Below are 19,951 nucleotides of genomic sequence, written 5' to 3' on the forward strand. Positions count from 1 at the left end.
ATGAGTCGACTGTCAGAAATACTGGATCAAATGACGGTTGTCCTGAACGACCTGAAAACGGTAATGGACGCTGAACAGCAGCATCTCTCTTCCGGTCACATCAACGGCAGCGCGCTGCAGCGTATTACTGAAGACAAAAGTTCGCTTCTGGCAACGCTGGATTATCTGGAACAACAGCGACGCGCTGAGCAAGATCCTAAGCGCAGCGCCAATGACGATATTATTGAGCGCTGGCAGACCATTACCGAAAAAACTCAGCACCTGCGCGATCTTAACCAGCATAACGGCTGGCTACTGGAAGGGCAGATTGAGCGTAATCAGCAGGCGCTTGAGGTGTTGAAACCGCATAAAGAAACCGGTCTGTACGGTGCGGATGGTCAGACGGCGACGGCGCGTATTGCAGGTGTGAAAAAGATTTCGATTTGACGCATAAGCGACTAATCATGCAGTGGGGAGCACCATGAGGTGAACTCCCCTTTTGGCGTTTATGCCGTCCGGCGGGCAAACTCTTTGACTTTGAAACCCAGCACCGCGAGCGTGGCAAAGTACGCCACCACACCAACGCACACCACGGCCATCAGGCGCATCAGGCGATAAGGCATCGTGCCCAGGGACCACTCCGGCATCACGTGCATCATGCCAAGCAGCGCGGCAGACATCACCAGTACCGCAACGATCAGACGCACCAGGAAACTGCCCCAACCCGGCTGCGGCGTGAAAATATCCTGCTTGCGCAGCTGCCAGTACAGCAGGCCGGCATTCAGACAGGCCGCGAGACCAATCGATAATGACAGGCCGGCATGTTTCAGCGGACCAATAAACGCCAGGTTCATCAGCTGCGTCATAATCAGCGTCACGATGGCAATTTTTACCGGCGTTTTAATGTCCTGACGCGAGTAAAAGCCCGGCGCCAGCACTTTCACCACGATCAGCCCCATCAGTCCCACCGAGTAGGCAATCAGCGCGCGCTGGGTCATGGCGGCATCGAAGGCAGTGAATTTCCCGTACTGGAAGAGCGACACCGTCAGCGGTTTGGCCAGAATACCCAGCGCCACCGCGCTTGGCAGGGCCAGCAGGAAGCAGAGACGCAGGCCCCAGTCCATCAGGCGGCAATACTCATCATGATTGCCGCTGGCAAAACTTTTCGACAGCGACGGCAGCAGGATGGTCCCCAGCGCCACGCCCAGCACCCCGGACGGAAACTCCATCAGGCGGTCGGCGTAGTACATCCAGGAAACCGAGCCGGACACCAGGAACGAGGCAAAGATGGTGTTGATAATCAGCGAGATCTGGCTGACGGAGACGCCGAGAATGGCGGGCCCCATCTGCTTGATGACGCGCATCGCCCCGGCATCTTTGAGGTTGATGCGCGGCAGCACCAGCATGCCGATTTTTTTCAGGTGCGGCAGCTGATACGCCAGCTGCAGCACGCCGCCGACGGTGACCGCCCAGGCCAGCGCCAGCACCGGCGGGTTGAAGTGCGGGGCGGCGAACAGGGCAAAGCCGATCATGCTGACGTTAAGAAACGTCGGCGCAAACGCCGGTACAGAGAAGCGGTTCCAGGTATTGAGGATCGCCCCCACCAGCGAGGCCAGCGAGATCAGCAGAATATAGGGAAAAGTAATGCGCAACAGCTGCGAGGTCAGGGCAAACTTGTCGGCCGTATCGGCAAAGCCGGGCGCGGTCACCATAATCACCCAGGGCGCGGCCAGCATCCCGAGGACGGTCACCACCGCCAGCGCCAGCGTCAGCAGGCCGGAGACATAAGACACAAAGACGCGCGTGGCGTCCTCGCCCTGCTTGCTTTTATATTCTGCCAGGATCGGGACGAATGCCTGGGAAAACGCCCCTTCCGCAAAAATACGGCGCAGCAGGTTCGGTAATTTGAACGCGACGAAAAAGGCGTCCGTGGCCATCCCTGCACCAAATACCCTTGCCACAATGGCGTCGCGCGCAAAACCCAGCACGCGGGAAAACATGGTCATCGAGCTGACGGCCGCCAGCGATTTTAATAAGTTCATTAACGTGAATTTCCAGAACCATACGGATTTCCAGGACGGGCAAGCGTAAGCGCCACCCGGCAAAGCCTACAAGCGGCGCTTAGTCTACCCGGATTTCAACGAATTACTATCCGCAGATGTTACAGCGAGTTATTCACTCATGGCCTCGCGCCAGAGCCTTTCCACAATGCGCTGCGCCATGATGGCCTGCTCGCCGGACGTTTCAGGAACCGTCTGATTTTGCACGCAGGTGATGAAGTGGCGGGCGCAACCGGCAAAACCGCGCTGTTCAAGCGTGCTCTGCCAGCCAGGCGCGGGGAGCGTCACCACGCCGCTGCCCTTCTCTTCCCGCCATTCACGCATGTCGGTAATGTCGTACAACGCCCCGTCGGTGACGGCCTGGACGCATTCTCGCTGGCTGCCGGCACGACGATGCATGCTGGTCGTGATCTGCAGATGGTCAATCGCGAAATGGTGTTCTGCGTAGACCATTTCACCCTGCTCGTTCGTGAGCAGCGTGCCACTTTGCAGCTGCGCGTTGCTGCCGGCGAGCCACAGCGCCGTATCCACAACGTGGAGATAATCATCCAGCAGCGTGAAGCGCAAATCGTTCGGCCCAATGCTGTCCGTGCGGTGCTTATCCATCCGCAGCGAGGCAAACGTGCCCGACTGTGCCTTAAGCTGCTGGTAAAGGGGCGCGAAGCGGCGGTTGAAGCCGACCATCAGCGTCAGTTTTTTACGCGCCGCCAGCTCAATCAGGCGTTCCGCGTCCGGAACATTTTCCGCCAGCGGTTTATCCACGCAAACGTGAACGCCCGCATTGAGCAGCTCGCTCACGACCTGATAGTGGGTAGACGTTGTGGTATGCACAAAGACCGCATCGCACTCGCGGGCCAGATCCTGAAGCGACGCCGCATACGGCATACGCCAGGTTTCGCAGATCCGCTCGGCCTTCTCGCGCGTGGGTGACCATGCCCCTTGCAGCGTCCAGTCCGTCGCTGCCCCCAGAACCGGCAGCCAGGCTTTTTGTGCAATACCGCCCAGCCCTACTACGCCAATGCGTAATTTTTTCACCGTCAGTCTCCCAAATGTGCCAGCAGGGCATCCAGACGCTGTTTCAGCCCGGCGACCTCGTCTTCCAGCGCCGCTACGCGGGCAACCAAATCATCATCTACGGCCGTTATGTCGGTTGCGCTGGATTTAACTGAACTATCAACGTCACCGCTGAACAGGTGCATATAGCGGCTTTCACGCTTGCCCGGCTCGCGCGCCAGACGCACCACGTAAGGACCGTCTTCACGCGCGGCCAGCCCTTCGAGGGTCTGCTCGACCTCCTGCATATCGCTGAACTCATGCATGCGGGAAGCGCGCGTGCGCAGTTCTCCCGGCGTTTGCGCCCCGCGCAGCAACAGCGTGGTGATGACCGCCACTTCCGCACTGCTCAGCTTCAGGTCACCGAATTCGGAGTTACAGAAGCGCTGTTCGTATTTGGTCACGCGGTTGCCGAAGCCGCTGACGGTGCGCAGATAGTGGCGTTTGACCAGCGCATCCAGCACGTCCTGAACCTCATGCTCGCTGAGGTTCATCACCGGCTCGCGGTTGGTTTTCTGGTTGCAGGCCATGGTCACGGCGTTGACGGACAGCGGATACTGCTCCGGCGTGGTGACCTGTTTTTCGAGTAAGCACCCAATCACGCGCGCTTCTGTACCGTTTAGCTGATACTTCATCTTTTCTCCTTAACGACCTGCAGTCCAGTCCCGGGTGGTTAATGCCGTCAGAACGTGGTCGCGCCACTCTCCGTCTATCAGCAGATAGTCTTTGGCGTAACCCTCTTTCTCGAACCCTAAACGCGCCAGCAGATTTCCGCTGCGCTGATTATGCGGCATATAGTTCGCCATAATGCGATGAATGTGCTGGGTGCGTTGCATATAGCGGATCGCTAGCGTCAGCGCCTCGTACATCAGCCCCTGCCCCTGCCACTTCTGGCCGATGGAGTAGCCCAGGTAGCAGGCGTGAAACGATCCCCGCACCACGTTTGAAAAATTGGCGATCCCGATAATCTCTTTCTCTTCAGGATCCAGCAGCGCGAAATAAAACGCGCTGCCCTGCTTGTGAAATTCCGTAATCATGCTGAGGCGCGCCTGCCAGCCGGAAGGGTAACAATGGCTCTCATCCCGAACGGGTTCCCAGGGTTTTAAAAACTGGCGATTCTCGGCGTAATAATCCGCCAGACGCCAGGCATCACGCTCATGCACCAGACGAACGGCCAGCCTGTCCGTTGTCAGACGCACTTTTGGCACATTACTGCGATAGCCAAACATCGATACCACTCCTTCCCGTCACTTCAGCTTGCCCATTAGCTTTACTATACCTGCGCCTGCGCCGTCTGTGAAAACAGTGACATACCATTTTCACCTCTTTTCACATTTTTCGATGAGAACTCTCTATCAAAGCACCCTTTTGATAAAAAAATATTGTCACGTGCAGGGGTGGGAAAAAACGCGGCGACACCGCAGAATGTTAGCGTGCTCACCATCTTATTTTCCCTGGAGGGAAAATGTCCCGCGTATCACAGGCCAGGAGCCTGGGTAAATATTTCCTGCTCGTCGATAACATGCTGGTCGTGCTCGGCTTTTTTGTCGTTTTTCCGCTTATTTCGATCCGCTTTGTCGATCAGATGGGCTGGGCGGCATTAATGGTCGGCATTGCCCTGGGGCTACGCCAGTTTGTCCAGCAGGGCCTGGGCGTCTTTGGCGGGGCCATTGCCGACCGTTTTGGCGCGAAACCGATGATCGTCACCGGTATGCTGCTGCGCGCGGCAGGGTTTGCCACGATGGCGGTCGCCCAGGAGCCCTGGCTGCTCTGGTTCTCCTGTTTCCTCTCCGGTATCGGGGGCACGCTGTTCGATCCGCCCCGCACCGCGCTGGTGGTAAAGCTGATTCGCCCGCAGCACCGCGGCCGTTTCTTCTCGATTCTGATGATGCAGGACAGCGCCGGGGCGGTTATCGGCGCCCTGCTGGGAAGCTGGCTGCTGCAGTATGATTTCCGTCTGGTCTGCGCGGCTGGGGCGGTGCTCTTTATGCTGTGCGCGCTGTTTAATGGCCTGTTCCTGCCGGCGTGGAAACTGTCGACGGTGAAAGCGCCGGTTCGGGAAGGGCTGGGCCGCGTTCTGCGCGACAAACGTTTTGTCACCTATGTGTTGACCCTGACGGGATATTACATGCTGGCCGTGCAGGTCATGCTGATGCTGCCGATCATGGTTAACGACATTGCAGGTACCCCTGCGGCGGTGAAATGGATGTACGCCATCGAAGCCTGCCTGTCGTTAACGCTCCTCTATCCGATTGCCCGCTGGAGCGAGCGGCGTTTTCGCCTGGAGCATCGCCTGATGGCCGGACTGTTCCTGATGACGCTGAGCATGATGCCGATCGGCCTGGTGAACACGCTCCAGCAGCTGTTTACGCTGATTTGCACGTTCTATATTGGCTCGATCATCGCCGAGCCTGCCCGCGAAACGCTAAGCGCCTCGCTTGCGGATGCGCGTGCACGCGGCAGCTATATGGGGTTCAGCCGACTGGGGCTGGCGCTTGGCGGGGCATTAGGTTACGCCGGCGGCGGCTGGTTGTTTGATGCTGGCAAAGCGTTAAATCAACCTGAACTTCCGTGGATGATGCTGGGCGTGGTGGGCTTTATGACGCTACTCGCCCTGTGGTGGCAGTTCAGCCAGAAACGCAGCGCGAGCAGCATGCTCGAGCCTGGCGCGTAGCCTTTCCCTCGGGCGGGAGCCCTTCCCGCCCCACTTCTCAGTTTTTTCTGCTGGTTTCTGCCCATTCACGCTGACATACTGGCGTAACAGGACAGAAGCGCCGATTTTTCGTTGAGGAACACTATGAAGAAAATTGTCTTAGCCGCGGCATTGATTGTCAGCGGCCTGCTGGTTGGCTGTAACCAGCTCACGCAATACACCGTCAGTGAACAGGAAATTAATCAGGCGCTGGAAAAACATAACAATTTCTCGAAAGACATTGGCGTACCGGGTCTTGCCGATGCGCATATCGTGCTCACAAACCTCACCAGTCAAATCGGACGTGAAGAGCCAAACAAAGTCACCCTGGCCGGTGATGCGGACCTCGATATGTCCTCCCTCTTTGGCAATCAGAAAGCCAACATCAAGCTCAAGCTGAAGGCACTCCCTGTTTTCAACATAGAGAAAGGGGCGATTTTCCTGCAGGAGATGGAAGTGGTCGACGCGAAGGTGTCTCCGGACAAGATGGCGCCAGTTCTGCAAACCCTGATGCCCTATCTGAATCAGTCGCTGCGGAATTACTTTAACCAGCAGCCCGCGTACGTCTTAAGTGAAGACAAAAGCAAGGGTGAAGCTCTGGCGAAAAAATATGCAAAAGGCATAGAGGTGAAACCGGGCGAAATTATCATTCCTTTCACCGATTAACCTGAAGGGCGCTGCGGCGCCCTTTTTTTCACGGAAAAGTGTGCAAACGAAAACGTTTCCGCTTATGATTTGTGTCCGGCAAAAACAGCCATCCTTATGACTGATTCCTGACAAGCCGGAGCTTCCATGACTGCACAACCCCAGGTTCTTAAAATCCGCCGCCCTGACGACTGGCATATCCATCTGCGTGATGGCGATATGCTGAAAACCGTCGTGCCTTATACCAGCGAAATTTATGGCCGCGCGATTGTCATGCCTAACCTGGTGCCACCAGTCACCACCGTCGATGCCGCGATAGCCTATCGCCAGCGCATTCTCGACGCCGTTCCTGCGGGACACGATTTTACCCCGTTGATGACCTGCTATCTGACCGATTCACTGGATCCGAACGAAGTGGAGCGCGGGTTTAACGAAGGCGTCTTTACGGCAGCGAAACTCTACCCGGCGAATGCCACCACCAACTCCAGCCACGGCGTCACCAGCATTGATGCCATTATGCCGGTGCTGGAACGCATGCAGAAACTGGGTATGCCGCTGCTGGTTCACGGCGAAGTAACGCATGCCGAGATTGATATCTTCGACCGCGAAGCCCGTTTTATCGAGACCGTGATGGAGCCTTTGCGCCAGCGCCTGCCCGCGCTGAAGGTGGTCTTTGAACATATCACCACCAAAGACGCGGCAGAGTACGTACGTGACGGCAACAATCTCATCGCCGCCACCATTACGCCACAACACCTGATGTTTAACCGTAACCACATGCTGGTGGGCGGGGTGCGCCCTCACCTCTACTGTCTGCCTATCCTCAAGCGCAACATCCACCAGCAGGCGCTGCGCGAGCTGGTCGCCAGCGGGTTCTCCCGCGCGTTCCTCGGTACCGATTCCGCGCCTCACGCCCGCCATCGTAAAGAGGCAAGCTGCGGCTGCGCGGGCTGCTTCAACGCCCCAACGGCGCTGGCCAGCTACGCAACCGTGTTTGAAGAGATGAACGCGCTGGAACATTTTGAAGCGTTCTGCTCCCTTAACGGCCCGCGCTTCTACGGCCTGCCGGTCAACGACACCTTCATCGAACTGGAGCGTAAAGCGAGCCACGTTGAGGAGTCCATTGCCCTGACGGACGACACGCTGATCCCCTTCCTGGCGGGTGAAACCGTAAGCTGGACGGTAAAACGTTAAAAAATCAGTGCCCCTTGTTGTCAAACTGATAATATACCTGTATAAATAAACAGTATATTACACAGGGGGCATTTATGCGTATTGAAGTCACCATAGCCAAAACTACCGTTCTGCCTGCCGGCGCGCTTGATGCACTGGCAGGCGAATTATCCCGTCGTATTAACAACACCTTTCCCGACAACGCGGGTGCCGTCACGGTGCGTCACGCCGCGGCGAACAACCTCTCCGTCATTGGCGCCGCAAAAGAAGATAAAGATCGCATCAGCGAAATCCTCCAGGAAACGTGGGAAAGCGCTGACGACTGGTTCATCACGGATTAACACTGCTCCCTCATTGTGTTTTTTTGCCGGGTCGCCCCGGCTTTTTTTTGCCTCATAATCCTGTAAGTTCAAAATAATTCGGCATCTTCTTTAAAAATCGTGAACGAGATGGTGTTTTATTGTTCGAACAATCCTAAAAAGCAGAAAAATGTGTTGCCACCTGTTTATTTTTCCCTTCGGAACCCTTATTACTTGGTATACTGAAGTTGCTTTCAGAAAAACATGCATTGAACCTCAAAGCCGTTGTCTTCTAACACGCATTAAGGGGGTTATAATGGAAAAGAATAGTGAAGTCATCCAGACCCACCCACTTGTTGGCTGGGATATCAGTACCGTAGATAGCTACGATGCGCTGATGCTGCGTTTGCACTACCAGACCCCAAATCAACTCAACCGTGAAGAAGCGGAAGTTGGACAGACGCTGTGGCTAACAACAGACGTCGCCCGTCAGTTTATTTCTATTTTAGAAGCAGGTATTGCAAAAATAGAATCTGGCGACTACCAGGAAAATGAGTATAAACGGCACTAAGCTTATGCCCACTTTTCTCTCTACAGGCACCCTCGCGGTGCCTTATTTATTTCTCCCTTGTCTAACCCCGCGTTGTTAATTACTCTGCTAACAAAACATCAGTTTATGAGATGCATATGAGATACGACTTAATCATTATTGGCAGCGGCTCCGTAGGATCTGCCGCAGGCTATTACGCAACACAGGCAGGTCTGAAGGTTCTGATGATCGATAGCCATCTGCCTCCTCATGCGGAAGGCAGCCATCATGGCGATACCCGCCTCATCCGCCATGCGTACGGTGAAGGTGAACGCTACGTTCCGCTGGTGCTTCGCGCCCAGACGCTGTGGGATGAACTGGCGAAACAGACCGAAGATCGTATTTTCGAGCGTACGGGCGTCATCAACCTGGGTCCGGCACATTCTGCGTTTCTCGCTGGCGTCGAACGCAGCGCGAAAGCGTTTAATCTGGACGTTGAGAAGCTGGATGCGACGGGCATTACCGCACGCTGGCCCGAAATTACCGTCCCGGACGATTATATTGGCCTCTTTGAAGCCCACTCCGGGGTGCTCCATTGCGAAACGGCGATCAAAACCTGGATCGAGCTTGCTGCGAAGGCAGGCTGCGCGCAGCTGTTCAACTGTCCGGTAGAGGCCATCACCCATGATGATAATGGCGTCACGGTCACCACTATTGACGGCGATTATTCAGCGTCCCGCCTGCTGGTCAGCGCAGGTACCTGGGTTACCCGCCTGCTGCCCGATCTGCCGATCCAGCCGGTGCGCAAGGTCTTCTCCTGGTTCCAGTCGGATGGTCGTTACAGCGCCCAGAATAAATTCCCGGCCTTCACCGGCGAATTACCCAACGGCGACCAGTTCTACGGCTTCCCGTCAGAAAAAGACGCGCTGAAAATCGGTAAACACAACGGCGGCCAGGCGATCTCCTCCCCTGAAGAGCGTAAACCTTTCGGCGCCTTCCCACAGGATGGTTCAGAGGCCTTCTCGTTCCTGCGCACTATTCTTCCGGGCATTGGCGGCTTGCTGTATGGCGCGGCCTGTACCTACGACAATACGCCGGATGAAGACTTTATCATTGATACACTGCCGGGGCATGACAACACCCTGCTCATCACCGGACTGAGCGGCCACGGCTTTAAGTTTGCTTCCGTGCTGGGTGAAATCGCCGCGCAGTTTGCCCAGGGCATTGCGCCGCAGTTTGATCTGACGCCCTTCTCCCTCTCGCGTTTTAACGGATAATCCGCACGGGCTCCGGAGGTCACGGGGCCCGCTTCATTCACACCGCATGTTGGGGCGTTATGCGCAAGATCGTTAGCTTTCTGATGAATAATATTCGCGAGCATTTTATGCTCTATCTCTTATTGTGGGCGCTGCTGGCCATTATTGATTTTGTTTACATTGTATTTTACTGAAAACCCAGACTGACAATAATTGACATTACTTTATCTTTATTGAAACTTATAATTTCATCTTGCACGAAGAGATTGAATTAGCGCTAGCGATCCTTTTCAAAATTGCTGAAATAAATAAAATAAAAATCAATAGCCAATTATTTCAGTTGCAATATCCCGCCTTCCCGTTCATTTTTACCCTTCGGTTAATTTGAAAATGGACATTCTGATGCAATGGCGTAACTCCTCCCGGCGCTACGGAATAATATCCATAGGTTTGCACTGGATATTTGCTCTTGCCGTCTACGGTATGTTTGGACTTGGTCTCTGGATGGTCACGCTCAGCTATTACGATGGCTGGTATCACCAGGCGCCGGAATTGCATAAAAGTATTGGTGTCCTGCTGATGCTGGGGTTGGTTTTCCGCGTGATCTGGCGGCACATTTCCCCACCGCCCGCCGCGCAAAAGACTCACAGCAAATTTACCCGCATCAGTGCAGTCGCCGCGCATATTGCCCTTTATGCGCTGCTGTTTGCCATCCTGATTAGCGGCTATCTTATTTCGACGGCTGACGGTAAGCCGATTAACGTTTTTGGCCTGTTCGAGGTTCCGGCAACCCTTAGCGATGCCGGCGCTCAGGCCGACACGGCGGGGGTTGTTCACCTCTGGCTCGCCTGGAGCGTGGTGATTCTGTCCGTGCTGCACGGGCTTGCCGCCCTCAAACACCATTTTATTGATAAAGACGATACGCTAAAGCGCATGCTTGGCCGCTCGTCAGTTGACTCTGGAGCATAAAATGAAAAAACACCTGCTGGGTATCGCACTGGGTTCTCTGTTATTCACCGCCGGCTCCGCCGTGGCGGCGGATTATAAAATTGATAAAGAGGGCCAGCACGCTTTCGTCAATTTCCGTATTCAGCACCTGGGATATAGCTGGCTGTACGGCACCTTTAAGGATTTTGACGGCACATTCACCTTTGACGAAAAAAATCCCGCAGCCGATAAAGTCAATGTGACCATTAATACAAACAGCGTCGACACGAACCACGCAGAACGCGATAAACACCTGCGCAGTGGGGAATTCCTCAACGTCGCGAAATTCCCGCAGGCGACCTTCACTTCTACTGAGGTGAAGAAAGAGGGTGATAAGCTGAATATTACCGGCAACCTGACGCTTAACGGCGTAACCAAACCGGTCACGCTTGATGCGAAATTACTGGGCCAGGGTGACGATCCGTGGGGCGGTAAACGCGCAGGCTTCGAAGCGGCAGGGAAAATTCACCTGAAAGATTTTAACATCACAACGGATTTAGGCCCGGCGTCTCAGGACGTGGAGCTGATTATTTCCGTTGAAGGTGTACAGCAGAAATCATAATAACGTCGCCCGGCAGGCTTTTGCCGTGCCGGGCGTTATTATCATTCCGGGTCAGGGATACCCAGTTTGGTATTCAGACGACCGCGAGATTTATTGAAAATCTTGTTGCCGTTTTCACGTCCTGCGCGACGGCGACGCTGCTCTTCTTCCGGCAGGATGCTCTCTTCACTGCACAGCTCGCTGCAGCAACCGTTAAACTTCTCGGCACAGGCCGGGCACTGAATGAACAGCAGATGACAACCGTCGTTTTTGCAGTTGGTGTGGGTATCGCACGGCGCGCCGCACTGGTGGCACTGGGCGATGACGTCATCCGAAATACGTTCACCCATACGCTCGTCAAAGACAAAGTTTTTCCCGATAAAGCGTACCGGCAGCCCCTGTTCACGGGCGCGGCGAGCGTACTCAATAATGCCGCCTTCAATGTGCCAGACTTTATTGAAGCCGTTGTGCTTCATCCACGCGCTGGCTTTCTCACAGCGGATACCGCCGGTGCAGTACATAACGATCTTTTTATCTTTGTGCTCCTGCATCATCTCAACCGCTTTCGGCAACTGCTCGCGGAAGGTATCCGCCGGAATCTCCATCGCATTCTCGAAATGCCCCACTTCATACTCATAGTGGTTACGCATATCGATGAACACGGCATCCGGATCGTCCAGCATCGCATTCACTTCCGCCGCCTTCAGGTATTCACCGACGTCCGCCGGGTTAAACTCCGGATCGTCGATACCGTCCGCCACGATGCGTTCACGCACCTTCATGCGCAGCACCCAGAAGGATTTCCCGTCATCATCCAGGGCAATGTTCAAGCGTAAGCCGTTAAGGGCCGGGTCAAATTGATAAAGTACGTCGCGGAAGGCGCTGACTTTGCTTTCCGGTACGCTAATCTGCGCGTTGATGCCTTCACGGGCAAGGTAGACGCGGCCGAAGACGTTCAGCGCCGTGAACGCCTGATAAAGCGCATCTCGGGTCGCCTGCGGATCGTCGATCGTGAAGTATTTATAGAATGAGATGGTTGTGCGCGGTTCGGTTTCAGCCAACATACGCGCTTTTAACATCTCGTTCGAAACGCGGTTGTGTAACACTGGCATGGTGTACAGTCCTGGAGTCGTTAGAGAGAATGAAAAATCGGTCGGCATCATATAGCAAACAAAACCAATTTACATCCACACAATTTACGCTACATTTCACACACCCTGATTAATCAGGATTAACAATTGCTGTATTCGTGCACGCTTCGAAAGCAGATATTTTGGCTACGCCTCAAAAAATGAGACACTAGCGAAACAGGACGTTTGAACACAGGAAAGACATGACCCAGTTACCAAAATTTACTGCCGCCCTTTTGCATCCCCGCTATTGGTTGACCTGGCTTGGCATCGGCTTTTTATGGCTTCTGGTACAGCTTCCCTACCCTGTTATTTTTCGGTTGGGTAAATTTCTGGGCCGTTTCGCACAACTGTTTATGAAGCGTCGCGCCAGAATCGCGTACCGCAACCTTGAGCTGTGTTTTCCGCAGATGAGCGACTCAGAACGTCACAATATGGTCGCGAAGAACTTCGAATCCGTTGGGATGGGCCTTATGGAAACCGGCATGGCGTGGTTCTGGCCGGACAAACGCATGGCCCGCTGGAGCGAGGTAACGGGAACCGGCATGGATCCTGTACATACGCTTCAGGCCAACCAGACGGGCGTTCTGCTGATCGGCGTCCATTTTCTGACGCTGGAAATCGGGGCGCGTATGTTCGGCATGCAGGCGCCCGGCATTGGCGTTTATCGCCCTAACGATAACCCGGTCATCGATTTAATCCAGACCAACGGCCGCATGCGTTCCAACAAAAGCATGATCGACCGTAAAGATCTGAAGGGAATGATCCGTGCGCTGAAATCCGGCGAAGTGGTCTGGTATGCCCCCGACCACGACTATGGCCCACAGGCCAGCGTTTTTGTCCCCTTCTTCGCCGTTGAAGAGGCCGCCACAACCACCGGTACCTGGATGCTGGCGCGGATGTCCAAAGCCGCCATCGTACCCTTTGTTCCCCGCCGCAAGCCTGACGGTTCGGGCTACGAGTTGATGATGCTAGAACCGGAACTCGCGCCGCCGCTTGACGATGCAGAAACCACCGCGCGCTGGATGAACGGTATCGTAGAGAAATGCATCATGCTCGCACCCGAGCAGTACATGTGGTTGCACCGCCGCTTTAAAACGCGGCCAAAAGGCACGCCGTCCCGCTATTGATTTTCAGGATGCGATCCTCAGGGTCGCATCCTGTTTTAGCTTTAAAAGCTCCCCCTCATTGCGGCAATCATAACCCAGGCGCATAATTAGCAGGCTTATTACTTCTTGCTTCAGGTGCTCAGCACCTCATTATGCGGATTGTTATGTCACCTTCAGATGCCCCCATAAACTGGAAGCGTAACCTCACGGTTGCGTGGCTTGGCTGTTTTCTCACCGGCGCGGCGTTTAGCCTGGTCATGCCTTTTCTGCCGCTCTATGTTGAACAGCTGGGCGTGACGGGCCATAGCGCGCTCAATATGTGGTCCGGCCTGGTATTCAGCATCACGTTCCTGTTCTCCGCGATAGCCTCGCCCTTCTGGGGCGGCCTTGCCGACCGCAAGGGGCGTAAAATCATGCTGCTGCGCTCGGCGCTGGGGATGGCCATTATCATGGCGCTGATGGGCGTGGCGCAGAACGTCTGGCAGTTCCTGATTTTGCGCGCGTTGCTGGGTTTGCTGGGAGGATTTATTCCCAATGCCAATGCCCTGATTGCCACGCAAATTCCTCGCCATAAGAGCGGCTGGGCGCTGGGCACACTCTCAACCGGCGGCGTAAGCGGTGCCCTGTTGGGGCCACTGGCCGGCGGACTCATGGCCGATAGCTATGGCCTGCGTCCGGTGTTCTTTATCACCGCCTGCGTGCTGTTCCTGTGCTTTGTTGTCACCCTGCTCTGTATTCGGGAAAACTTCACCCCCGTTGCGAAGAAAGAGATGCTACACGCCAGGGAGGTGCTGACCTCGCTTAAAAATCCCAGACTGGTGCTGAGCCTGTTCGTGACGACCCTGATTATTCAGGTCGCAACCGGATCGATTGCCCCTATCCTCACGCTGTACGTTCGCGATCTGGCGGGGAACGTCAGCAATATCGCGTTTATCAGCGGGCTGATTGCGTCCGTGCCCGGGGTGGCGGCGCTGCTTAGCGCGCCGAGGCTGGGGAAACTGGGGGACCGCGTCGGTCCGGAAAAAATTCTGATCTGTGCGCTGGTGATCTCCGTCCTGCTGCTGATCCCCATGTCGATGGTGCACTCTCCGTGGCAGCTGGGCTTACTTCGCTTTTTGCTTGGTGCCGCCGACGGGGCGTTGCTGCCCGCCGTACAGACCCTGCTGGTTTACAACTCCACGAACCAGATTGCCGGGCGGATCTTCAGCTATAACCAGTCATTTCGCGACATCGGTAACGTCACCGGACCGCTTCTCGGGGCGAGCATCTCCGCCAGCTTCGGTTTTCGCGCCGTCTTTATCGTGACGGCGGGCGTGGTACTGTTTAATGCAATTTATTCGTGGTTCAGTTTATCCCGCGCGTTACGGCCAGTGGCGGAATAAGACGAACGCCTGACGCTTATTTTCGCATTCATACTTGCAGAATCAGATATTCAGCTATTCTTTCCCTGAAACCTTCTGGAAAACAGGGAGACACCAATGACTATGTACGCCACGCTGGAAGAAGCTATTGATGCCGCTCGTGAAGAGTTCCTCGCCGACAACCCTGGCGTTGAAGAAGAAGATGCTGACGTGCAACAACTTAATATCCAGAAATACGTTCTGCAGGATGGGGATATTATGTGGCAGGCCGAATTCTTTGCCGATGAAGGTGAAGAAGGGGAATGCCTGCCGGTCCTGAGCGGTGAAGGTGCGCAGGCCGTCTTTGATGGCGACTATGATGAAATCGAACTGCGGCAGGAATGGCTGGAAGAGAACACATTGCACGAGTGGGATGAGGGCGAATTTCAGCTCGAGCCACCGCTGGATACGGAAGAAGGTCAAACCGCAGCCGATGAGTGGGACGAGCGTTAATTTACGCTACTCGTAAGGGCCGTGGCTGGCATCGATCGGCAGCAGCAGCGTGTCGAAAATTAGCGAGAATGGCAGATCCAGCACGGTGAGGTAGCGCCATGCGGAGTCACGGAGATCCCATTTCACGCCCGGGTAATACTGATTCCCGTGGCCCTGCCCTGGAATGGTGCGGCTGATGATGCTGCCGCAGCCGCTGAGCAGGCATGCCATCAGAACGACGATGATGATTCTCATGAGTAACCTCTAAAAAAATACCGGCGATTATGCCGGTATTTTAGTTGGCGGGAGGCGCTTCGCTTACCCGCTCTACTTAACCACTTACTTCGCCTTCAACGCCAGCGGGTTCAGCTTCAGTTCTTTATAGTAGTTTACCCACGAAGAGTATCTCTCCGGAGCGGACCATACGCGGTAGTGAAGACGCGCCATCGTAACCGGGTCGCTCAACAGGACCAGACGACGGTCACGGTTGAGTTTTTCCGGGGTCTCGTTCAGCGCCTGCTCAACGTGACGATCGCGGGCAATCTCCAGCACCTGGCTGGCACGGTGACGCGCCGTCGCCATTGCCGTCGCCAGGGCGTTGAATGACGGGTTAAACACGGCGTGCATAAAGCCGTCATCCAGCGTGCGATTGCGGTTCTGCTCGAGATAACGATCGGTGTCTACCAGCACCTGCGGCGGGGAATACTCTTCCGGGATCAGGAACAGCTTCCAGCGTTTGGTCCGCAGCCCCACCGTCGAACGGCTGGAGATGACGGAGACAAACGGCGACAGGATCAGCGAGAAGACAATCGGCGCCAGCCAGAACAGGAAGCGCAGATCCAGCCACGCCATCCCTGCCGCCCACACCAGCCCCAGCAGCAGCTGAGAACCATGGCGCATAAAGGCCTCGCTCCACGGCGTGGAGTCGTCATCACGCTGCGGTGAGTTCCAGACCACTTCCCAGCCCAGGAACGCACTGACCACGAACACGGTGTGGAACAGCATACGCACCGGTGCCAGCAGCACGGAGAACAGCACTTCCAGCAGCAGTGAAAGGGTCACGCGGAAGAAACCGCCGTACTCTTTTGAGCCTTTGCACCAGATCAGGATGATGCTGAGCAGCTTAGGCAGGAACAGCAGCACCATGGTGGAGGCAAACAGCGCAATCGCCAGTTCCGGACGCCACTGCGGCCACACCGGGAACAGCTGGCGCGGCTGCAGGAAGTATTGCGGCTCCGTCAGGGCATGCACGACCTGCAGCGCAGTAGAGAGCGCAAGGAACATAAACCACAGCGGTGCGGAGAGATAAGACATCACGCCCGTCAGGAACACTGCACGGTGAACCGGGTGCATCCCTTTCACCAGGAACAGGCGGAAGTTCATCAGGTTACCGTGACACCAGCGGCGGTCACGCTTGAGTTCGTCCAGCAGGTTCGGCGGCAGCTCTTCGTACGATCCCGGCAGGTCGTAGGCAATCCAGACGCCCCAGCCAGCACGACGCATCAGCGCCGCTTCCACGAAGTCATGCGACAGAATAGAACCGGCAAACGAACCCTCGCCCGGCAGCGGCGCCAGCGCACAGTGTTCAATGAACGGCTTCACGCGGATAATGGCGTTGTGACCCCAGTAGTGCGATTCACCCAGCTGCCAGAAGTGCAGACCCGCCGTAAACAGCGGCCCGTAAACACGGGTGGCGAACTGCTGACAGCGCGCATAGAGCGTGTCCATTCCCGACGCTTTTGGCGAAGACTGAATGATACCCGCGTTCGGGTTGGCTTCCATCAGACGCACCAGACCGCTCAGGCAGTCACCGCTCATGACGGAGTCAGCATCCAGCACCACCATGTAGCTGTACTGGTTACCCCAGCGGCGGCAGAAGTCATCGATGTTACCGCTTTTACGCTTCACACGACGGCGGCGGCGACGGTAGAAGATCTGCCCTTCGCCCTGCACTTCTGCAATCAGCTCCATCCACGCTTTTTGTTCTGCCACGCAGATATCCGGGTTGTAACTGTCGCTCAGGATGTAAACGTCAAAATGCTCCGCGTTGCCGGTCGCCTTCACGGACTCCCAGGTGGCACGCAGGCCCGCAAACACGCGGTCAACGTCTTCGTTACAGATAGGCATAATCAGCGCGGTACGGTGCTCAGGATTGAGGGGTTCATCCCCGACCGTTGACGCCGAAATGCTGTATTTGTCACGCCCCATCAGCAGCTGCAGGAAGCCCATCAGCGCGGTCCAGAAACCGGCCGAGACCCAGCAGAAGAGAACCGCGAACAGCAGAAGGATGCCGCTCTGCAGGATATACGGCAGCAGCTGCATGAAGGAGACCCAGAGATCCTGGCCCATCATGTCCATCGGGTTGATGAACGCCCAGCCCTGATACGGCAGGATGGTTTTCATATACCAGGTCGCGACGACCGTCTGCGCCAGCGTCAGCAGCAGCAGGATGTAGCGACGGATGGTCCCCACGGTACGCCATTTCTGTTCGGAAGCCTGCTCTTCTTTCGTCAGGCGTGACAGATAGCGCGGCGTCACATCACGCCCGCGCAGGCGATCCCAGAAGCGGCCCACCGGGTTGGTGCGCCACGGATCGGGGAACATTGAGGAACGCGTGGCCTTCGGCATCGCCTGAAGCTGATCGCGTCCTTCGTCGTCTTTAATCAACTGCCCTTCTGCCAGCGAGTCCGGCCAGGCCTGCTCCAGACGTGCCTTTACTGACCCCAGCGGCGTATCATCATCACGGGAAAACTGACGATGTTCACCATCCAGCGCGGTGTGAACCGCGCGGATGTCGCTCTTAGGCAGTGCCGCTTTTTCGATATCCGTCAGCGGCATGGCATCAATATATTCAGATGTATTATTCATTGGCAGGTAGCTGATAGCTCCAGGTTTCACTCAGCGGCTGATCGTTACTGACCAGCGCAGCACGCATTTCAGTGGTCTGTTTCGGATCTTTCACTTTCACGCGCAGGGTCAGACGCCAGCCTTTGGTTACCGGGTTGTAACGCACGGTATTCTCAACGATTTCACCGTTATCACCGATGCTGGCCTGAGCGGCAACGGCGGTGTCCGGTGACAGTTTCTTCATATCCTGGCCTGTAAAGTCCACGACAAAGGCCACGGTACCGTCAGGCTGACGGATAAGATTAGACTGCTTCACATCACCCGTTGAACGGCGAGTCTGCATCACATACGCGTTATCCGGCGCATGCAGCTTATCTTCGTCGCGGCTGAAGGTGATGGTGTACTTGAAGTTCATCTCTTTACCGGCTTCCGGCAGCTGATCCGGCGTCCAGTAAGCCACGATGTTATCGTTGGTTTCGTCGTTGGTTGGAATCTCAACCAGCTCAACCTTACCTTTACCCCAGTCACCGTTTGGCGTGACCCAGGCGCTTGGACGCTGGTCATAGCGGTCGTCCAAATCTTCAAAGCGGGAGAACTGACGGCCACGCTGCAGCAGGCCAAAACCTTGCGGGTTTTCCATCGCGAAGCTGCTCACCGCCAGATGTTTCGGGTTGTTAAGCGGACGCCAGATCCACTCTCCGTTACCGGCATGAATAGACAGACCGTTGGAGTCGTGCAGTTCCGGGCGGAAGTTAGTGGCCGGAGACGGCTGGTTCGGCCCAAACAGGAACATACTGGTCAGCGGCGCAACGCCCAGCTTGCCCACTTTATCACGCAGGTAAACCTTAGACTGCACGTCAACCACCGTGTCACGACCCGGCATGATCACAAAGCGATAGGCACCGGTCGCACGCGGAGAATCCAGCAGCGCATATATAGTCAGACGTTTGTCCGTTGGTTTTGGACGTTCAATCCAGAACTCACGGAAACGTGGGAATTCTTCACCTGATGGCAGCGCGGTATCAATAGCCAGTCCGCGCGCAGAAAGCCCGTATACCTGCCCCGCGCCAATCACGCGGAAATAGCTGGCACCAAGCATGCTGACGATTTCGTCGTTTTTATCTTTGCTGTTGATCGGGTAAAGCACCTTAAAGCCAGCGAAGCCCAGGTCTTTCACCGTATCTTTGTCGTGTTGCACATTGCCAAAATTGAAGTAATCCGGGCTGTATTTAATCTTACGTACCGCTGTGGCCGTCACTTCATTGATGGCAACAGGCGTGTCGAAATACATACCCTGATGATAAAACTCAAGCTTGAACGGGGTCTTGATGTTGCTCCAGTAGGCTTTGTCGTGATTGAACTGGATCTGCTGATAGTCCGCATATTTCATATCGCGGAAAACGGAGGGCAAGTTACTTTTCGGCGCTTCGTAGCTCTTGCCAGCCATCGATTTTGCCTGTTTTGCGACATCGTCGATGTTAAAGGCCAGTGCCGATGAGGTATACAGTGATAACACCACTGCAGCACCTAACCAACGCATTTTCATCATCTGTGGTTTATGTTTCATAATAAGTAAGCACTTCCCCCTTTGTGTGCTTATATCGATCCGATCCATTTTAATGGAAACTCAGGCAATCCGACAACATTATCACTGCTTTGTTCAGCTGCTGGCTCATGGATTAAGCAAATGAAAGAACCCATTATTCACTTTGCGTGCTTATCCTGGAGACAGGGTGTCGGTCTTGGTGTAGGGTTGCTTTCGAATGTAACCATTATGAGTCTTAGGGATAAGACGAAAAGTCTGAGAATGCACAACGTT

General features: G+C 55.4%; 21 protein-coding genes. 13 read left to right on the forward strand and 8 right to left on the reverse strand.

All coding sequences use genetic code 11. The features are described 5' to 3' along the window. Window positions 1-426 (forward strand): flagella biosynthesis chaperone FlgN, encoded by a 426-nt coding sequence (gene flgN / locus ACHH0Z_RS03240; protein WP_008500818.1) that lies wholly within the window; start codon window positions 1-3, stop codon window positions 424-426. A gap of 59 nt (window positions 427-485) precedes the next feature. Here flgN and murJ read toward each other — a convergent pair whose 3' ends face one another. The 4 genes from murJ to rimJ all read right to left on the reverse strand — a co-directional run bounded on the left by murJ (window position 486) and on the right by rimJ (window position 4,321). Continuing rightward, window positions 486-2,021, reverse strand: coding sequence for a murein biosynthesis integral membrane protein MurJ (gene murJ / locus ACHH0Z_RS03245; RefSeq protein WP_021240770.1), 1,536 nt, complete (start codon window positions 2,019-2,021; stop codon window positions 486-488). 129 nt (window positions 2,022-2,150) lie between these two features. Then, window positions 2,151-3,074 carry a Gfo/Idh/MocA family protein gene (locus ACHH0Z_RS03250; protein ID WP_045406639.1) on the reverse strand — a complete coding sequence of 308 codons (924 nt, stop codon included), beginning with the start codon at window positions 3,072-3,074 and terminating at the stop codon, window positions 2,151-2,153. Between the two features lie 2 nt (window positions 3,075-3,076). Further along, window positions 3,077-3,727: a YceH family protein gene (locus tag ACHH0Z_RS03255; RefSeq protein WP_021240772.1), complete on the reverse strand. Its 651-nt coding sequence runs from the start codon at window positions 3,725-3,727 to the stop codon at window positions 3,077-3,079. A 9-nt stretch (window positions 3,728-3,736) separates the two neighbouring features. Beyond that, window positions 3,737-4,321, reverse strand: coding sequence for a ribosomal protein S5-alanine N-acetyltransferase (gene rimJ, locus ACHH0Z_RS03260; RefSeq protein WP_045406641.1), 585 nt, complete (start codon window positions 4,319-4,321; stop codon window positions 3,737-3,739). 236 nt (window positions 4,322-4,557) lie between these two features. Here rimJ and mdtH point away from each other — a divergent pair, with 236 nt between their 5' ends. The 9 genes from mdtH to ACHH0Z_RS03305 all read left to right on the forward strand — a co-directional run bounded on the left by mdtH (window position 4,558) and on the right by ACHH0Z_RS03305 (window position 11,235). Next, window positions 4,558-5,766, forward strand: coding sequence for a multidrug efflux MFS transporter MdtH (gene mdtH / locus ACHH0Z_RS03265; RefSeq protein ID WP_045406643.1), 1,209 nt, complete (start codon window positions 4,558-4,560; stop codon window positions 5,764-5,766). Window positions 5,767-5,889: 123 nt separating this feature from the next. Beyond that, window positions 5,890-6,450: a lipoprotein gene (locus tag ACHH0Z_RS03270; protein WP_045406644.1), complete on the forward strand. Its 561-nt coding sequence runs from the start codon at window positions 5,890-5,892 to the stop codon at window positions 6,448-6,450. 126 nt (window positions 6,451-6,576) lie between these two features. Beyond that, entirely contained in the window at window positions 6,577-7,623 is a 1,047-nt protein-coding gene (gene pyrC, locus ACHH0Z_RS03275; RefSeq protein WP_045406645.1) for a dihydroorotase, read from the forward strand. A 74-nt stretch (window positions 7,624-7,697) separates the two neighbouring features. Next, window positions 7,698-7,943: a DNA damage-inducible protein I gene (gene dinI / locus ACHH0Z_RS03280; protein WP_045406646.1), complete on the forward strand. Its 246-nt coding sequence runs from the start codon at window positions 7,698-7,700 to the stop codon at window positions 7,941-7,943. Between the two features lie 274 nt (window positions 7,944-8,217). Next, complete coding sequence (gene bssS, locus ACHH0Z_RS03285) at window positions 8,218-8,472, forward strand: biofilm formation regulator BssS (RefSeq protein ID WP_008500827.1); 255 nt, start codon at window positions 8,218-8,220, stop codon at window positions 8,470-8,472. Between the two features lie 116 nt (window positions 8,473-8,588). Next, window positions 8,589-9,707: an N-methyl-L-tryptophan oxidase gene (gene solA, locus ACHH0Z_RS03290; protein WP_008500828.1), complete on the forward strand. Its 1,119-nt coding sequence runs from the start codon at window positions 8,589-8,591 to the stop codon at window positions 9,705-9,707. Window positions 9,708-9,766: 59 nt separating this feature from the next. Further along, window positions 9,767-9,880 carry a DUF2770 family protein gene (locus tag ACHH0Z_RS03295; RefSeq protein WP_021240776.1) on the forward strand — a complete coding sequence of 38 codons (114 nt, stop codon included), beginning with the start codon at window positions 9,767-9,769 and terminating at the stop codon, window positions 9,878-9,880. A 208-nt stretch (window positions 9,881-10,088) separates the two neighbouring features. Further along, complete coding sequence (locus ACHH0Z_RS03300; RefSeq protein ID WP_045406647.1) at window positions 10,089-10,655, forward strand: cytochrome b; 567 nt, start codon at window positions 10,089-10,091, stop codon at window positions 10,653-10,655. A gap of 1 nt (window position 10,656) precedes the next feature. Next, window positions 10,657-11,235, forward strand: coding sequence for a YceI family protein (locus ACHH0Z_RS03305; RefSeq protein ID WP_008500830.1), 579 nt, complete (start codon window positions 10,657-10,659; stop codon window positions 11,233-11,235). A gap of 41 nt (window positions 11,236-11,276) precedes the next feature. Here the strand turns inward: ACHH0Z_RS03305 and ACHH0Z_RS03310 are convergent, their stop codons facing one another. Beyond that, window positions 11,277-12,326, reverse strand: coding sequence for a rhodanese-related sulfurtransferase (locus tag ACHH0Z_RS03310; protein WP_008500831.1), 1,050 nt, complete (start codon window positions 12,324-12,326; stop codon window positions 11,277-11,279). Window positions 12,327-12,547: 221 nt separating this feature from the next. On the opposite strand from ACHH0Z_RS03310, the gene ACHH0Z_RS03315 reads away from it, so the two are divergent. From ACHH0Z_RS03315 to ACHH0Z_RS03325, 3 genes are all read left to right on the forward strand, one after another. Next, window positions 12,548-13,474 (forward strand): Kdo(2)-lipid IV(A) acyltransferase, encoded by a 927-nt coding sequence (locus tag ACHH0Z_RS03315; protein WP_008500832.1) that lies wholly within the window; start codon window positions 12,548-12,550, stop codon window positions 13,472-13,474. A gap of 143 nt (window positions 13,475-13,617) precedes the next feature. After that, window positions 13,618-14,835, forward strand: coding sequence for a multidrug efflux MFS transporter MdtG (gene mdtG, locus ACHH0Z_RS03320; protein WP_021240779.1), 1,218 nt, complete (start codon window positions 13,618-13,620; stop codon window positions 14,833-14,835). A gap of 96 nt (window positions 14,836-14,931) precedes the next feature. Further along, window positions 14,932-15,306: a MysB family protein gene (locus tag ACHH0Z_RS03325; protein ID WP_008500834.1), complete on the forward strand. Its 375-nt coding sequence runs from the start codon at window positions 14,932-14,934 to the stop codon at window positions 15,304-15,306. Between the two features lie 6 nt (window positions 15,307-15,312). Here ACHH0Z_RS03325 and ACHH0Z_RS03330 read toward each other — a convergent pair whose 3' ends face one another. The 3 genes from ACHH0Z_RS03330 to mdoG form a co-directional block, all read right to left on the reverse strand. Continuing rightward, a complete protein-coding gene (locus ACHH0Z_RS03330) occupies window positions 15,313-15,540 on the reverse strand; it encodes a YceK/YidQ family lipoprotein (protein WP_008500835.1) in 228 nt (75 codons plus the stop codon). A gap of 84 nt (window positions 15,541-15,624) precedes the next feature. Further along, entirely contained in the window at window positions 15,625-18,153 is a 2,529-nt protein-coding gene (mdoH, locus tag ACHH0Z_RS03335; protein WP_021240786.1) for a glucans biosynthesis glucosyltransferase MdoH, read from the reverse strand. After that, window positions 18,146-19,699 (reverse strand): glucans biosynthesis protein MdoG, encoded by a 1,554-nt coding sequence (gene mdoG / locus ACHH0Z_RS03340; protein WP_021240787.1) that lies wholly within the window; start codon window positions 19,697-19,699, stop codon window positions 18,146-18,148. Before mdoG ends, mdoH begins: the two co-directional genes overlap by 8 nt. Between the last annotated feature and the right edge of the window lie 252 nt (window positions 19,700-19,951).

The organism is Enterobacter cloacae complex sp. 2024EL-00227 (assembly GCF_043945315.1).
Classification (GTDB): Bacteria; Pseudomonadota; Gammaproteobacteria; order Enterobacterales; family Enterobacteriaceae; genus Enterobacter; species Enterobacter roggenkampii.

Coding starts and splice junctions, on each gene's coding strand:
- ACHH0Z_RS03300 (WP_045406647.1), top strand. CDS start 10,089: ATGCAATGGCGTAACTCCTCCCGGCGCTACGGAATAATATCCATAGGT.
- ACHH0Z_RS03330 (WP_008500835.1), bottom strand. CDS start 15,540: ATGAGAATCATCATCGTCGTTCTGATGGCATGCCTGCTCAGCGGCTGC.
- murJ (WP_021240770.1), bottom strand. CDS start 2,021: ATGAACTTATTAAAATCGCTGGCGGCCGTCAGCTCGATGACCATGTTT.
- solA (WP_008500828.1), top strand. CDS start 8,589: ATGAGATACGACTTAATCATTATTGGCAGCGGCTCCGTAGGATCTGCC.
- bssS (WP_008500827.1), top strand. CDS start 8,218: ATGGAAAAGAATAGTGAAGTCATCCAGACCCACCCACTTGTTGGCTGG.
- mdtH (WP_045406643.1), top strand. CDS start 4,558: ATGTCCCGCGTATCACAGGCCAGGAGCCTGGGTAAATATTTCCTGCTC.
- mdoH (WP_021240786.1), bottom strand. CDS start 18,153: ATGAATAATACATCTGAATATATTGATGCCATGCCGCTGACGGATATC.
- mdtG (WP_021240779.1), top strand. CDS start 13,618: ATGTCACCTTCAGATGCCCCCATAAACTGGAAGCGTAACCTCACGGTT.
- ACHH0Z_RS03295 (WP_021240776.1), top strand. CDS start 9,767: ATGCGCAAGATCGTTAGCTTTCTGATGAATAATATTCGCGAGCATTTT.
- ACHH0Z_RS03270 (WP_045406644.1), top strand. CDS start 5,890: ATGAAGAAAATTGTCTTAGCCGCGGCATTGATTGTCAGCGGCCTGCTG.
- ACHH0Z_RS03310 (WP_008500831.1), bottom strand. CDS start 12,326: ATGCCAGTGTTACACAACCGCGTTTCGAACGAGATGTTAAAAGCGCGT.
- flgN (WP_008500818.1), top strand. CDS start 1: ATGAGTCGACTGTCAGAAATACTGGATCAAATGACGGTTGTCCTGAAC.
- ACHH0Z_RS03255 (WP_021240772.1), bottom strand. CDS start 3,727: ATGAAGTATCAGCTAAACGGTACAGAAGCGCGCGTGATTGGGTGCTTA.
- ACHH0Z_RS03325 (WP_008500834.1), top strand. CDS start 14,932: ATGACTATGTACGCCACGCTGGAAGAAGCTATTGATGCCGCTCGTGAA.
- dinI (WP_045406646.1), top strand. CDS start 7,698: ATGCGTATTGAAGTCACCATAGCCAAAACTACCGTTCTGCCTGCCGGC.
- ACHH0Z_RS03305 (WP_008500830.1), top strand. CDS start 10,657: ATGAAAAAACACCTGCTGGGTATCGCACTGGGTTCTCTGTTATTCACC.
- rimJ (WP_045406641.1), bottom strand. CDS start 4,321: ATGTTTGGCTATCGCAGTAATGTGCCAAAAGTGCGTCTGACAACGGAC.
- mdoG (WP_021240787.1), bottom strand. CDS start 19,699: ATGAAACATAAACCACAGATGATGAAAATGCGTTGGTTAGGTGCTGCA.
- ACHH0Z_RS03315 (WP_008500832.1), top strand. CDS start 12,548: ATGACCCAGTTACCAAAATTTACTGCCGCCCTTTTGCATCCCCGCTAT.
- pyrC (WP_045406645.1), top strand. CDS start 6,577: ATGACTGCACAACCCCAGGTTCTTAAAATCCGCCGCCCTGACGACTGG.